The sequence below is a fragment of the Bradyrhizobium liaoningense genome (genome assembly GCF_018130955.1).
Taxonomy (GTDB): Bacteria; Pseudomonadota; Alphaproteobacteria; order Rhizobiales; family Xanthobacteraceae; genus Bradyrhizobium; species Bradyrhizobium liaoningense_C.
Map to the genome: position 1 here is coordinate 36,912 of NZ_JAFCJM010000027.1, position 12,990 is coordinate 49,901.

13 protein-coding genes and 1 pseudogene are annotated in these 12,990 nt (G+C 64.6%); 6 read left to right on the forward strand and 8 right to left on the reverse strand.

Going from position 1 to position 12,990, the window contains the following annotated elements; all coding sequences use genetic code 11:
- Positions 1 to 151 precede the first annotated feature (151 nt).
- Both JQ632_RS22015 and JQ632_RS22020 read left to right on the forward strand, forming a co-directional pair.
- On the forward strand, positions 152 to 805 hold the full coding sequence (locus JQ632_RS22015; RefSeq protein ID WP_212404670.1) for a helix-turn-helix transcriptional regulator: 654 nt from the start codon (positions 152 to 154) through the stop codon (positions 803 to 805).
- A 113-nt stretch (positions 806 to 918) separates the two neighbouring features.
- Positions 919 to 1,671: a carbonic anhydrase gene (locus tag JQ632_RS22020; protein WP_212404671.1), complete on the forward strand. Its 753-nt coding sequence runs from the start codon at positions 919 to 921 to the stop codon at positions 1,669 to 1,671.
- A 7-nt stretch (positions 1,672 to 1,678) separates the two neighbouring features.
- On the opposite strand, the gene JQ632_RS22025 is transcribed toward JQ632_RS22020, so the two are convergent.
- Positions 1,679 to 1,993: an antibiotic biosynthesis monooxygenase gene (locus tag JQ632_RS22025; RefSeq protein WP_212404672.1), complete on the reverse strand. Its 315-nt coding sequence runs from the start codon at positions 1,991 to 1,993 to the stop codon at positions 1,679 to 1,681.
- 1 nt (position 1,994) lies between these two features.
- Complete coding sequence (locus tag JQ632_RS22030; RefSeq protein WP_312015649.1) at positions 1,995 to 3,152, reverse strand: acyl-CoA dehydrogenase family protein; 1,158 nt, start codon at positions 3,150 to 3,152, stop codon at positions 1,995 to 1,997.
- A 181-nt stretch (positions 3,153 to 3,333) separates the two neighbouring features.
- Between JQ632_RS22030 and JQ632_RS22035 the strand changes: the two genes are divergently transcribed.
- Positions 3,334 to 4,224: an AraC family transcriptional regulator gene (locus JQ632_RS22035; protein WP_212404674.1), complete on the forward strand. Its 891-nt coding sequence runs from the start codon at positions 3,334 to 3,336 to the stop codon at positions 4,222 to 4,224.
- A gap of 39 nt (positions 4,225 to 4,263) precedes the next feature.
- On the opposite strand, the pseudogene phnE (JQ632_RS22040) reads toward JQ632_RS22035, so the two are convergent.
- The 4 genes and pseudogenes from phnE (JQ632_RS22040) to phnC all read right to left on the reverse strand — a co-directional run bounded on the left by phnE (JQ632_RS22040) (position 4,264) and on the right by phnC (position 7,871).
- Positions 4,264 to 5,108 (reverse strand): annotated as a pseudogene (gene phnE, locus JQ632_RS22040) (phosphonate ABC transporter, permease protein PhnE).
- On the reverse strand, positions 5,105 to 5,989 hold the full coding sequence (gene phnE, locus JQ632_RS22045) for a phosphonate ABC transporter, permease protein PhnE (protein ID WP_212404675.1): 885 nt from the start codon (positions 5,987 to 5,989) through the stop codon (positions 5,105 to 5,107). The pseudogene phnE (JQ632_RS22040) and the gene phnE (JQ632_RS22045) overlap by 4 nt, the downstream one beginning before the upstream one ends.
- A 77-nt stretch (positions 5,990 to 6,066) precedes the next feature.
- Positions 6,067 to 7,002 carry a phosphonate ABC transporter substrate-binding protein gene (gene phnD, locus JQ632_RS22050; protein WP_212404676.1) on the reverse strand — a complete coding sequence of 312 codons (936 nt, stop codon included), beginning with the start codon at positions 7,000 to 7,002 and terminating at the stop codon, positions 6,067 to 6,069.
- Positions 7,003 to 7,061: 59 nt separating this feature from the next.
- A complete protein-coding gene (phnC, locus tag JQ632_RS22055) occupies positions 7,062 to 7,871 on the reverse strand; it encodes a phosphonate ABC transporter ATP-binding protein (protein ID WP_212404677.1) in 810 nt (269 codons plus the stop codon).
- A 175-nt stretch (positions 7,872 to 8,046) separates the two neighbouring features.
- Between phnC and JQ632_RS22060 the strand changes: the two genes are divergently transcribed.
- The 3 genes from JQ632_RS22060 to JQ632_RS22070 are packed head-to-tail and all read left to right on the forward strand — an operon-like array spanning position 8,047 to position 10,623.
- Positions 8,047 to 8,715, forward strand: coding sequence for a chloramphenicol acetyltransferase (locus JQ632_RS22060; protein ID WP_212404678.1), 669 nt, complete (start codon positions 8,047 to 8,049; stop codon positions 8,713 to 8,715).
- On the forward strand, positions 8,712 to 9,905 hold the full coding sequence (locus JQ632_RS22065; protein ID WP_212404679.1) for an alpha-D-ribose 1-methylphosphonate 5-triphosphate diphosphatase: 1,194 nt from the start codon (positions 8,712 to 8,714) through the stop codon (positions 9,903 to 9,905). Before JQ632_RS22060 ends, JQ632_RS22065 begins: the two co-directional genes overlap by 4 nt.
- A 19-nt stretch (positions 9,906 to 9,924) precedes the next feature.
- A complete protein-coding gene (locus JQ632_RS22070; RefSeq protein ID WP_212404680.1) occupies positions 9,925 to 10,623 on the forward strand; it encodes a DUF1045 domain-containing protein in 699 nt (232 codons plus the stop codon).
- A gap of 107 nt (positions 10,624 to 10,730) precedes the next feature.
- On the opposite strand, the gene JQ632_RS22075 is transcribed toward JQ632_RS22070, so the two are convergent.
- Together JQ632_RS22075 and JQ632_RS22080 are read right to left on the reverse strand one after the other, a co-directional pair.
- Entirely contained in the window at positions 10,731 to 11,318 is a 588-nt protein-coding gene (locus tag JQ632_RS22075) for a hypothetical protein (RefSeq protein ID WP_249152436.1), read from the reverse strand.
- A gap of 83 nt (positions 11,319 to 11,401) precedes the next feature.
- Positions 11,402 to 12,802, reverse strand: coding sequence for a selenium-binding protein SBP56-related protein (locus JQ632_RS22080; RefSeq protein ID WP_212404682.1), 1,401 nt, complete (start codon positions 12,800 to 12,802; stop codon positions 11,402 to 11,404).
- Between the last annotated feature and the right edge of the window lie 188 nt (positions 12,803 to 12,990).

Sequence of the window (12,990 nt, forward strand, 5' to 3'; positions counted from 1 at the left end):
GGCAGCAAAGCCGCGGTCCGGGAAAGCCGGCCGCGACCGTAAAGGGGGGCCCTCCCGAACTCAAGACTTGGCTGCCTCCTCTTGCACGGAAAACGGAAAACCGGTTGATTTGAGGCAGATATTCCTAACTCGCGACAGGCTGGACCTTAAGATGGTCAAACAGGCCAAAGCGCAGAGGATGCTAACCCACGATCAGATCTGGGGCGCGCTGGATCGGCTGGCGGAGCGCGCCGGTCTGTCACCCTCCGGACTCGCCAAGCGCGCCGGCCTCGATCCCACCACCTTCAACAAGAGCAAGCGCGTCACGCCTGACGGTCGCGAGCGCTGGCCCTCGACCGAGTCGATCGCGAAGGCGCTGGCGGCTGCGGGCTCCTCGATCGAGACCTTTGTGAAGCTGATCGGCGACGGCGCGGGTGACGGCCGCTCGGTGCCGCTGATCAGCTTCGCGCAGGCCGGCAATACCGGCTATTTCGACGAGCTCGGCCTGCCCTCGGGCAAGGGCTGGGATCAGGTCGCCCTGCCGTCGGCCGAAGACGATCACACCTTTGCGCTCGAGATCTCAGGCGATGCGCTGGCCCCCGCCTATCGCGACGGCGATATCATCGTTGTGTCGCCGGCCACGCCGGTCCGGCGCGGCGACCGCGTCGTGGTCAAGACCAAGGCGGGCGAGCTGATGGTCAAGGCCTTGAAGCGCCGTACCGCGAAGGTGCTGGAGCTCGCCGCGCTCGATCCCGCACAAGCCGAACGCACGCTGGGTGTGAGCGACGTCGCATGGATCGCGCGGATCGTGTGGGCGAGCCAATAGACCTTCCGGGCCATTGAGCGACCCGTCTTGACCGTCAAGCCTTGCGACTCACGGTTCCCTTCACATAGGTTGCGCCGGCATCACGAATCAACTTCATGCCAGGGGGACATCCAGTGAATCGTCGCGACGCGCTCAAGGCCTTTGCGGCCCTTGCCCTTTGCCCGCTGTGCAAGCCGGCTTTCGCCGCGGAAGGCGCGCATTGGAGCTATGAGGGTGGAAACGGCCCGGCGAAATGGGGCGATCTCGATGCGGCCAACAAGGCCTGCTCGATCGGCGCGCAGCAGTCGCCGATCGACATCGATCATCCGATCAAGTCGCAACTGCCCACGCTGAAGCTGAGCTGGCCGAAATCCGCCGAGACCATCGTCAACAACGGCCATACGATCCAGCTCAATTTCGCCGAAGGCGGCACGCTGACGCTCGGCGACGTCAAATACAAGCTGTTGCAGGTGCACTTTCATCGGCCGAGCGAGCACACCATCGCGGGCAAGAATTTTCCGATGGAGGCACATTTCGTCCATCGCGCCGACGGTGGCGGGCTCGCCGTCGTCGGCGTGCTGATGGCTGAGGGCAAGCCGAACGCCGCGTTCAGCAAAATCGTCAAGACCATGCCGGCGAGCGAAGGCCCCGCGATCAAGGCGGACGCCGGATTCAATCCGGGCGCGCTGCTGCCGCAAAAACTCGGCTACTACCGCTATACGGGCTCGCTCACGACACCGCCCTGCTCGGAAATCGTCGAGTGGCTGGTGCTGGCCGACCCGGTTTCGGTCGCGGCGACGGACGTGGCCGCGTTCGCAAAGCTCTATCCGATGAACGCCCGCCCCGTGCAGAAGGACAACCGCCGCTTCGTGCTGCGCTCGAGCTGAGGTCCGATCAGCGCTGGAGCTCGTCGACGACGATTTCGTAATTGAAGGCCGTCTCATCAAATGTCGACAGCATGGCCTGCGCGTCGGCATCGACGATGGCCCGCTCTGGATCGGATCCGGTGAAGGCTCTCACGCTATCGAGGCTCTGCCAGAGCGTCATCGCAAGCAGCTCAATGCCGTCACTTGTATTCCGGCGCAGGAGCTTTGCGCCGGAAAAGCCGTCGATGGCTTTGAGATGCGGCAGGACCCGGCTTGCGAAATGGTGCTGGTAGCTTGCGGCCTTCTCGCGTGTGGCGGTGGCACACCAGATGCGGGCGATCATCTCATTCTCCAATGCTAGAGTAGTTCGGCTCGGACATCAGCCGCCGATTGATCACCAGGCGCTGGATCTCGGATGTGCCTTCATAGATCTTGCAGACGCGCACGTCGCGATAGATCCGCTCGACCGGGAAGTCCTCGAGATAGCCGTAGCCGCCATGGATCTGGATCGCGGCGTTGCAGATCTCCTCGGCGGCCTCGGTGGCGAACAATTTCGCCATCGCGATCTCCTGCTGCGCTGGGCGGCCTTCGTCGCGCAGCCGCGCCGCGTGCAGGACCATCAACTCGGCGGCCTTGAGCGAGGTTGCCATGTCGGCGAGACGGAAGCCGATCGCCTGATGCTCGATGATCGGACGACCGAAGGTGTGACGGCGCTTTGCGAAGCCAAGCGCGGCGTCCAACGCCGCGCGCGCCATCCCGACGGACTGGGCGGCAATGCCGAGCCGACCGAGCTCGAGGCTGGCAAACGCAATTTCCAGGCCCTGCCCCTCGCTGCCCAGGAGCTGATCGGCAGGGACCTCGCAATTCTCGAACCGGATCTCGCAATGATCGCCCGAGCGCTGGCCCATGGTGTGCTGGACCTGCGAGACGACGTAGCCGGGCGTTGCGGTCGGCACGACGAAGGCTGCGACGCGATGCTTCGGCGCATCCGGCGCGGTCACCGCAAAGGCGATCACCAGATCGGCCGTGCCGCCGGAGGTGATGAAATGCTTGGTGCCGTTCAGGACGAATTTGCCGCCTTCACGCCGTGCCTGCGTCTTGAGTGCCGCCGCATCCGACCCGGCATCAGGCTCGGTGAGACAGAAGGCGCCGAGCAGCCGGCCTTCGGCCAGCGGCCGGAGAAACCTCTGCTGCTGGTCCTCCGTCCCGAAACGGCAGAGGGATCCGCACACCAGACCATTGTGCACCTGCAGCGCGGTCGATGCTGCGCCGTCGGCGGCAGCGACCTCAATGATGGCGAGTACATAGGCGACGTGATCGGCTTCCATGCCGCCGAGTTGCGCAGGTACCAGCATGCCCATCAGTCCGAGCTCGGCCAGTCCGGCAAAGGCCTGTCTTGGAAATCTTCGCTCACGGTCCCGTTGCGCGGCGCCGGGCAGGAGTTCCCGTTCGGCAAACCGACGCGCGAGGCTGCGAAGGTCTCGTTGCTGCTCTTTCAGCACGTCCAGAATCCTCCCCCGCCTCACTGAAGCGGCGGCGATGGGGCCGTTTCGTTTCCTTGCGCAGGATGGCGGACCGGCATCGGGACGTATTGGCTGAAATTGTAGCAGGTCTCCCATCTCGATTTTGCGTATCGGTGCGGCGGTGAGCGCGTCACAATGCGGAGAAGAGGAGCGTGGCGATATGGCGCGCCGAGACACCGGAAACTACACGACCTATTGGCAGAGCCGGCTCATCCCCGGCCTGAGCCTGCTGCACGCCGACTTCAGCCATCACGACTATGCGCCCCATACCCACGACGCCTTCGTCATCGCCGTCACGGAGAGCGGGAGCGCCGAAATCGCCAACCGCGACGTCACGGCGAAGATCGACGCCTCCACCTTGTTCGTCTCCAATCCGGAGGAGCGCCAGTCGGCGAGAATGGGCGACAGCGTGCGCTGGCGGTACCGTGCCTTCTATCTCACGCAGCGCGCGATCTGCGACATCGCCCGCCGGTTCAGCGTCCACGACATGCCCTATTTCATGGAGAACATGATCGGCGATGCCGACCTGATTGCGCGGTTCCGCCGGCTGCATCGCGCGTTGGCGAGCGATGATGACGACCTGCTTGCCGACGAGCTCGCCATCGAGGCTTTCAGCAGACTGGTCGGCCGCTATGGCAGCGGCGGCGGACGGCCCGAACCCGCACCGCGCGACCTCGCGGTCGCCAAACGCCTTCTCGCATTGATGCGGGAGCGCTATGCCGAGAATTTGAGCCTCGACGACCTTGCCCGCACGGCCGACCTCACCAGCTTCCAGGTGATCGGACTGTTCAAGCGCACCGTCGGCCTGACGCCGCACGCCTATCTCCTCCACATCAGAATGAATGCCGCCTGCCGTCACTTGAAGCGCGGCCATTCGCTGGCCGAGAGCGCGCAGGCGGCGGGATTCTGCGACCAGGCCGCCATGAACAAGCACTTCAAGCGCAGCTACGGCATCACACCCCTGCAATTTGCCCAGGCAACACGCGACGGACCGACCGGCGGCGGACCGCGGGCAATTTCAGCCAATACTACGCGACGCCAGCCGCTCTAGGCGAGCCGCGTTAGGCCTTGCTCTCGGCCTGTCCCGGCCTTACGCCACCGCGCGCTGGCCAATGATGGCGAAGCGGAGTTTTCCGGAGATCCAGTCGATGGCGGCGACCGCGACCAAAATCATCAAGATCAGGAACGAGACTTTTTGCCATTCCAGCACGCGGATCTGCTCGGCAAGCTGCAGGCCGATGCCGCCGGCGCCGACGATGCCGATGATGGTGGCCGAGCGCGTGTTCGATTCGATGAAATAAAGCACCTGGCCGGCGATGACCGGCAGCACCTGCGGCAGCAGGCCGAACCGGATCTCGTGCAGCGCGCTGCCGCCGCAGGCACGGATGCCTTCGACCTGCTTCTGGTCGGCGGCCTCGATCGCCTCGGAGAACAATTTGCCGAAGGCGCCGAAATCCGAGACCGCAATGGCCAGCACGCCGGCGAACGGGCCGAGGCCGACGACATTGATCCAGACCAGCGCCCAGATCAGCGTATCGACGCCGCGGATGGAATCGAGGAAGCGCCGCACGGGAAAACGGAAGATGCCTGACGGCACGACATTGCGCGCGGCAAGCAGGCTGACCGGCAGCGCGAAGGTTGCGGCGAGCGCGGTGCCGAGCAGCGCAATCGAGAGCGTCTCGCCGAGCGCCTTGAGGTAGATCGGCAGCTGCCGGGATCGGGCGGGATCATCATCAGCGTGATCCAGCCGAGCTGGTTGAAACCGCCGATCAGGCGCGACGGCGAGAAGTCGAGATCCACCAGTCCGAACACCAGGATCGCAAGCGCGAGCGCAATCATCGCCGGCGTGGCGAGGCGCGAGGACGCGGGCCGATTGAACACGTTCGGGTAACGTGCCCGCAATTCGTCCGCATTCACCTCCGGCGGCCGGCTCATGTCCGCGCCTCCCCACCGAACAGACGGGCACGGAACCAGCCGGTCGCGATGTCGATGACGAAGACGGTGACGATGATGGCGAGCAGGATCGCGCTGACGTCTGAATAGTAGAACTTTCGGATCGCGACGACGAGCTCCTGCCCGATGCCGCCGGCGCCGACAAAACCCATCACCGAGGCTTCGCGGACGTTGATCTCGAAGCGCAGCAGCGCGTAGCTGGCGTAGCCGGCGGAGACTTGCGGCAGCACGGCGAAGCGCATGCAGGACAGCCAACTCGCACCGGTCGAGCGGATACCTTCGACCGGCTTCATATCGGCATTCTCCACGATCTCGGAAAACAGCTTTCCGAGCGCACCGGCGGAGTGAATGGCGATCGCCAGCACGCCGGCCATCGGCCCAAGGCCGAAGGCAATGACAAAGATCAGCGCGAACACGATGCCGGGCACCGTGCGCGCGAATTCGAGCAGGCGACGGACGGCGAAGCGTAGCCAGGGCGACGGCCAGGTGTTTTCGGCCGCGAAGAAATTCAGCGCGAAAGCGACGACTGCGCCCATCAGCGTGCCGACATAGCTGATCAGGATGGTCTCACCGAGCATCCTGAGCCATTTGCGCCAGCCCCACAGCCACTCGCCGACATCGGTCCAGACGCGCTGGCCGCTCTCAAGGGTGAGGATACGGTCGAAATAGCTGACGAAGTTGCCGAAATAGGTGAAGAGCGTGTGAAGATTAACTTCGGCGCCGACGCCGGCGAGGACCAGCGCAGCTACGAACACCGCCGCACCCGCGAGCAGGCGCAGCCGCTTGCGCGCCACGGCCTGGCGGTAGGCCGCGCTCAGCGCTGCGAGCTGTGGCTCGGGAAGGATCGTAACCGCGAGGGTCATGGGATCGGCAATGATGGCCCGTCATCGAAAAGAGCCGGGTCGAAACGACCCGGCTCGAGTGCGTCGTCCCAAGAAACTCAGGACGCCTTCTTCTTACGCAGCGCGTCCACGAACTTGATCAGATCGATCGTGCCGTCCCAGTCCTTCGTGGTCGCGGGATGAAAACCCTTCTTCTGGCCGTCGGAGAGGCGGTCGAATGCGGCCTTGTCCTTGGCCGGCGCATCGAAGAACGCTTTTGCGATAGCGGTCTTCGCCTCTTCCGGCAGGTCGGCGTTGTAGGCATAGGGACCGTTGATGATCGGCGCCGACTTGTGGATGATGCGGAAATCGTCCTTCTTCATCGCCGAGCCGTCGGCATTCTTCAGCATGCCCTTGGTCAGCATCTGCGCCAGCGTGGAATCGTCGTCGCTGGTCCACTGGTTGGCGGCAACGTCGACCGTGCCCTGCGACAACGCCAGCATCGCGTTCTCGTGGCTGCCGGTGAAAACGACCTTGCCAAAATAGCTGTCGGCGTCCGCAATGCCGAGCTTGTCGAGCTCGAAGCGCGGCACATTGTTGCCCGAGGTCGAGTTCGGATCGACCAGGCCGAGGTTCTTGCCCTTCAGATTGTCGATGTTCTTGTAAGCGCTGCTCGCCTTGACGAAGAACACCGAATAGTAGCCGGTCGAACCGTCGGCATTGATGTCATTGGCAAAGGCGTCGGTCTTGACGCCGGTGAGACGGGCGCGCGCGAACGAGGCCGAGCCGTAGCTCGCGATATGGATGTTGCCGGCGCGCTGGCCCTCGATGACGGCCGCATAGTCGTTGGCGATGCGCAGCGTGACCTTCACGCCGAGTTCCTTGGAGAGATAGGCCACGAACGGCGTCCAGCGCTCCGTGACGCCGGAGGCATTCTCGGCCGGCACGACCGCGAAGGTCAGCTCCGGATACTTTGCCTTCCAATCCTCGGCGGAGGCGGACGCGGTGAAGGCCAGCGCAGCAGCACCGGCGAGAACGAGCCTACGAGTGATCATGATACCCCTCTTGATCGGTTGGAATCGTCTAACGCAAACTTCAACTGGCGAATCGCCGCTCAGGCGGCCGCCGCGGTCCCGAGCGCGGGAATGCCTTCGGGCACAGGCATAGGCGTGCCGCCCATGACTTCGCTGGCTTCGAGATCGTAGAGCTCGCGCGCGATATGGTCGGTGAGCGTGGACGGCGCGCCGTCGAACACCACGCGGCCCGCCGCCATGCCGATCAGGCGGTCGCAATAGGTCCGCGCCAGATCGAGCGAATGCAGATTGCAGAGCACGGTGATGCCAAAATGCTTGTTGATGCGCAAAAGCGCATCCATCACGGTCCTGGTGTTGCGCGGATCGAGCGAGGCGATCGGCTCGTCGGCAAGAATGATGTCAGGCTGCTGCACCAGTGCACGCGCGATGGCGACGCGCTGCTGCTGGCCGCCGGAAAGCTGGTCGGCGCGCTGCGCAGCCAGGCTCGCCATATCGAACTGCTCGAGCGCCGACATCGCCAGCGCGCAGTCCTGCTCGGGCCATACCTGCGTCAGCGAGCGCCAGGCCGGCATCGCGGCGAGGCGGCCCATCAGCACGTTGGTGAGCACGTCGAGGCGGCCGACGAGATTGAACTGCTGGAAGATCATGGCGGAGCGTGCGCGCCATTGCCGCAGCTCCTTGCCGCGCAGCGCGGTGACGTCGACGCCGTCGAACAGGATGCGGCCGTCGGTCGGAGTCACCAGGCGATTGATGGTTCGGAGCAGCGTCGACTTGCCGGCGCCGGAGCGGCCGATCACCCCGACGAAGCGGCCGGGCGCGATCTCGAACGAGGCGTTATCGACGGCGGCCTTGGCGCCGAAGCGACACGTCAGACCATCAACCACAAGCATGCAGGGCTCCAGATTAGCCGAGCCCCACGGCTAGCGCCGCTAGTTAACAGTCGTGTGACATGCACGCGGCGGTGCGGCGTTCGCCGCACCGTCATCCACTGTCATTGCATCGTCATGACATTGTCATCATGCTTACCGAAGACGTGCCCCTGCCCTCCTGCCTGTCGGATGTCCCATGGCCGCCAAAGCGCTTTCGGTCCTCCCCACCACCGATCCCACCGCCAAGCTGCACGAGACGACGCTTGGCGCATACGCCGAGGTCGGCGCGCGCACCATTTTGCACGAAGTGACGATGGGCGATTACTCCTACGTCGTGAACGACGCTCAGATCACCTATACGACGATTGGAAAGTTCTGCTCCATCGCCGCGATGACCCGGATCAATCCAGGCAATCATCCCATGCACCGGGCGACACAGGCGCATTTCACCTATCGTTCGAGCGCCTACTTTCCGGGCGAAAGCGACGACCACGACTTCTTCGACTGGCGGCGCCAGCATCACGTCCATATCGGCCATGACGTCTGGATCGGCCATGGCGCGATCATTTTGCCCGGCCGCAATATCGGCACGGGTGCCGTGATCGCGGCCGGCGCCATCGTCACCAAGGACGTGCCGGCCTACACCATCGTCGCCGGCAATCCGGCGCGCATCGTCCGGCGGCGGTTCTCGGAAGAGATCGCCGGCCGCCTCGCAAAGCTTGCCTGGTGGGACTGGGATCACGAAACTTTGCGTGGCGCGCTGCCCGATTTCCGCAAGCTCGGGATTGAAGATTTTCTTGCAAAGTACGAAGCCAGAGCGATCGTTAAACATTCTCCCTCAGCCAAGAAAAGCGCCGTCCCGTGACCGATATTTTCCTTAGGGGCGGCCGGGCCCTGATCGGCTCGGAGCTCGCCGAGACCTCGCTGACCATTTCCGGACAAGACATCGCGCAGATCGGCCGCGGCCGCGATCGCGCGCCGATTGCGATCGACGCCAGCGGCCTGCTGGTGCTGCCGGGCATCGTCGACATTCACGGCGATGCTTTTGAGCGGCAGATGATGCCGCGCACCGGCGTCGATTTCCCGATCGACGTCGCGCTGGTCGACAGCGACCGGCAGGCGATCAGCAACGGCATCACCACGGTGTTTCACGCCGCAACCTGGTCGTGGGAGCCGGGCCTGCGCAGCGGCGACAATGCGCGGCGCCTGCTCGAGGCGATCGAGCGGCTGCGGCCGCAATTTGCCGCCGACACACGCTTTCACCTCAGGCACGAGACCTACAATCTCGATGCGGAAGCCGAGATCTGCGAATGGCTCGCCGAGGGCCGGATCGACCTGTTCGCCTTCAACGACCACATGAACGGCACGATCGCCGACATGGCCAAGCCGCACAAGCGCAGCCGCATGGTGGAGCGCACGGGGCTATCGAGCGCAGCGTTCGACGCGCTGGTTAGGCACATCATCGCCCGCGCGGCCGACGTACCGGCCTCGATCGCGCGGCTGGCCGAAGCGGCGCGCGCGGCCGGGGTGCGGATGCTCTCGCACGACGATGAGAGCCCGGCCATGCGCGAAGCCTTCCGCGCGCAGGGCGTCGCCATCGCCGAATTCCCGATCACCGAGGAGACTGCACGGGCAGCGGCGCAAGCCGGCGATGCCATCGTCTATGGCGCACCTAATGTGGTGCGTGGCGGCAGCCATACCGGCTGGACCAAAGCTTCCGACATGATCGCCAAAGGGCTCTGCTCGGTGCTCGCCTCCGACTACTACTATCCTGCGCAACTGCTCGCGGCGTTCCGGCTCGACGCCGACGGCGTGCTGCCGCTCGCAAGGGCCTGGGCGCTGATCTCGGAAGGGCCCGCCCGCGCCGCCGGCCTCACCGACCGCGGCGTTCTCACTGAAGGCCGCCGCGCCGACATTTTGCTGGTCGACGATACAATTCCCTTGCGGCCGCGCGTGGTCGCCGTGATCTCCGCCGGTCGGCTCGTGCATCTCACCGACGCAACACGGTTGACGAGTGCGGCAGCAGCGCCGCGCGAGGCTGTTGTCGCGGCATAAAGGCGCTATGCTCACGGCGATGACAGGTTTCCCCCGCTACGCGATCTACTACGCCGCCGACGCCGGCGATGCGCTCTCCCGCTTCGGTGCCGAGCTGCTCGGCTACGACGCCCATGCCGGCAACGAGCTGCCGTTGCCCAAGGACGCGCTTCAGGTCGCTCCCGACTGGCGCGACGTCTCGGCTGATCCCCGCAAATACGGCTTTCACGCAACGCTGAAGGCGCCGATGGCGCTGGCACCGGACAGACGCGAAGCGGAGTTGTTGGCGGCCTGCGCGGCGTTTGCCGGAAAGACGCGGGCGATTCCGATCATCCATCCAGTCGTCGATGCCATCTCGGGCTTCATCGCCGTCATTCCCGCCGAGCCGGTCGGCGAGCTGCAACAGCTCGCCGCCGATTGTACCAGCGACTTCGACGCCTTCCGCGCGCCGCTGACGGCGGAGGATCGCGCCCGGCGCAAGCCGGACGGGCTCAGCGAGCGACAGCGCGCCTATCTCGATCGCTGGGGCTATCCTTACGTGATGGAGGAATTCCGCTTCCACATGACGCTGACCGGCCGGCTGGACGCGGCGCGGCGCGAGCCGATCATCGAGATGTTGCGAAAGCGATTTGCGAGGCTATGCCTCGACACGATCGCGGTCGACCGGATCGCGCTGTTCCGACAGGACAATGCGGCGTCGCGATTCCGCATCATCGGCGAGTGGGCGCTGACGAGGTAAAGCCGGCGACCGGTAGCCCCCCGGTTCGCCAAACCACGCCCTGTGGTTATGGGTCCTGGATCGGCGCTCCGCTCCGCTCACTTGTCCAGGACGACGTGGGAGAGACATCAGCTCGCGAAATTCAACGCCAGCGCAACAGCCCCAACCAGAATGAGGCTCGCAGCCCACACCGCGTCCAGGTTGAACCAGCTCCGCGACACGAACTTCAGTCCAAGATAGCGATACACCAGCCACGCAAGGCAGCCACCGGCTGCGACCATGGCGACGACGTGAACCATCGCCACCAGCACGGCCATTCCGAGATTGGCCTTGATGAGGCTACCCGCTGCTGCATGACCGGCGTCGAGATCAAAGGCCTGACACAGCCCGAGATAGATCGGCACAAGCATCAAGGCGGCACCGTGGGCGACGGCAACGGCAAACGACCAAAGCGCCAGTTGCGTCGGCGGGATCCGCGCCAGCGCGCGGGGATGCCGCCGATCGACAAGGCGATAGACGCCGAAGCCGATGACCAGCAGGCTCGCGCCAAGTTGGATCGGACGCTGCCATTCGGCGAGCACAAACAATAGCGCGAACGGCAGCAGCACCAGGAAGGTCGCCAGCAGATGGCCGGCGGAGAGAGCGCCGAGCGCACCGAGGAGCGCGCGCGGCGACCGTTCCATGAGTCCGGCCGACACCGCGAGCGGCCAACCCATTCCCGGATTGACGCCGTGATAGAGGCCGCTCGCAATCAGCGCGAGCCAGAGCCAGACGAGCGTCCAGCCCGCGCCGCTCGCGTCTAGACCGACGGATAGCAAAAGGAATCCGTCGAGCAGTCGCCGCCGTCGAGCCTGATCTGGTGGGCCCGATAGCCGTCCGGGAAGCTCACAAAATAATCGCTGGCGAGCTCGAGGCCGCCATTGTGGCCGACATTGGCCATGACCTCGGCACCGGGCACGCCATCCGGATAGAACTGATCGTCCCAGGTCGAATAGAGCGAGTTGGTCCAGTACACCCGCTTGCCGTCGCGGCTGATCTCGACCATCTGCGGGCCTGCGGCAAACGTCTTGCCGCTCGGATGCGGCGTGCGGCGCGCAATGCCGCCGATGTGGACGGAGCCTGCGAGCTTCGGCTGCCTTGGATCGCTGACGTCGTACTGGCGCATCTCGCCGGTGCCCCAGCACGAGACGTAGAGGAACCGGTCGTCCATCGACAGGTCGATGTCGGTGACGAGCGGCGGCACCGCGCCAAAACCTTGCAGCAGCGGCGGGAGCTGTTCCTTCGCTGCGGGCTCGGGCGGAATGGTCGCCGTCTTCTCGGCATGGAATTGTCCCCCTTTCCGCCACCAGGTCCAGATCGAGGCTTCCAGATTGGTGGTATCGACGACGACGCCGACAAAGCCGTATTCGCGCACCGGGTCATGCGCGGGCCGCACTTCGAGCGCCATCTGATGGTTGGCACCGAGGTCGATGGTCTGCACGTTGCGGCGCGCCCGCAGGTCCCAGAAATGCAGCCGGTGGCCGTATTTGTTGGACAAGAGGTCCTCGGGCACGATGCCGTTCTCGAACTGCGGCGGCAGCGCCCATTCGCTCGACACCATGTAGTCGCGTGGCAAATTCCACCAGAAATCATAATGCAGAGTCTGCGGACCGCGATCGATCTCCCATCGGCCCAACACCTCAAAGGTCTCGCAATCCATGACGAAGATGCCGGGCGGCCCGCTGGTGCCGTCCTTGCCGCCACCACCGAGCGTACTCACATAGATCCCGTCAGGCCCGCAATGGATGGTATGCGGCCGCGAGTAGCCGGTCTTCTTGAACACTTCCTCCGGCTCGATGATCTTGTGAATTCTCGCCTTGGTCGGATCGGGCTTGGTATCGATGATGTAGATGCGTGAGGAGCGTAAGCCCGGGATGATGAGATAGCGCCGCTCGATGAAGGCGTGACCGGCGAGCGGGGACAAGGCCGATGAGCAGGCGTTCCAGCCGAAATGATGAAACTCGTCGCCCTTGTTGGGCATCGTCACGGTATGGACGATCCGGCTATAGGTCGGCGACCCCGGCTTGGCGTCGATCACCGCGAGCGCATCAGGCTTCGCGAAATCCGGGCTGAGCAGCAGCGTGTAGGCGAAATCTTCGGGCGGCGCCTCCATCGCAAGCTTGGGCGATGCGTGGAAGGTCGGATCTGGCCTCATTGTCATGGCATTGCCTCCGAGTTTGCGTCGGCAAGCGCCAACCTGGTTCGGGATAACCGGCGCAATGAATAGCTGATGACTTGATGTTTTGAGGTGCTCCACAGGCGTGGCTGGCGCGCACACAATACGTCATCGCGCGAACGCGCGATACCGGCCAATGCGCCGCATCGCCCCCGGTATCGCCTTGGCGAAGG

What these genes read in the sequence shown, in the direction of transcription:
- JQ632_RS22015 (WP_212404670.1), top strand. Translation starts at nt 152, where the DNA reads ATGGTCAAACAGGCCAAAGCGCAGAGGATGCTAACCCACGATCAGATC.
- JQ632_RS22025 (WP_212404672.1), bottom strand. Translation starts at nt 1,993, where the DNA reads ATGATCGCCCGCATCTGGTGTGCCACCGCCACACGCGAGAAGGCCGCA.
- JQ632_RS22035 (WP_212404674.1), top strand. Translation starts at nt 3,334, where the DNA reads ATGGCGCGCCGAGACACCGGAAACTACACGACCTATTGGCAGAGCCGG.
- phnE (WP_212404675.1), bottom strand. Translation starts at nt 5,989, where the DNA reads ATGACCCTCGCGGTTACGATCCTTCCCGAGCCACAGCTCGCAGCGCTG.
- phnD (WP_212404676.1), bottom strand. Translation starts at nt 7,002, where the DNA reads ATGATCACTCGTAGGCTCGTTCTCGCCGGTGCTGCTGCGCTGGCCTTC.
- phnC (WP_212404677.1), bottom strand. Translation starts at nt 7,871, where the DNA reads ATGCTTGTGGTTGATGGTCTGACGTGTCGCTTCGGCGCCAAGGCCGCC.
- JQ632_RS22060 (WP_212404678.1), top strand. Translation starts at nt 8,047, where the DNA reads ATGGCCGCCAAAGCGCTTTCGGTCCTCCCCACCACCGATCCCACCGCC.
- JQ632_RS22070 (WP_212404680.1), top strand. Translation starts at nt 9,925, where the DNA reads ATGACAGGTTTCCCCCGCTACGCGATCTACTACGCCGCCGACGCCGGC.
- JQ632_RS22075 (WP_249152436.1), bottom strand. Translation starts at nt 11,318, where the DNA reads ATGGGTTGGCCGCTCGCGGTGTCGGCCGGACTCATGGAACGGTCGCCG.
- JQ632_RS22080 (WP_212404682.1), bottom strand. Translation starts at nt 12,802, where the DNA reads ATGACAATGAGGCCAGATCCGACCTTCCACGCATCGCCCAAGCTTGCG.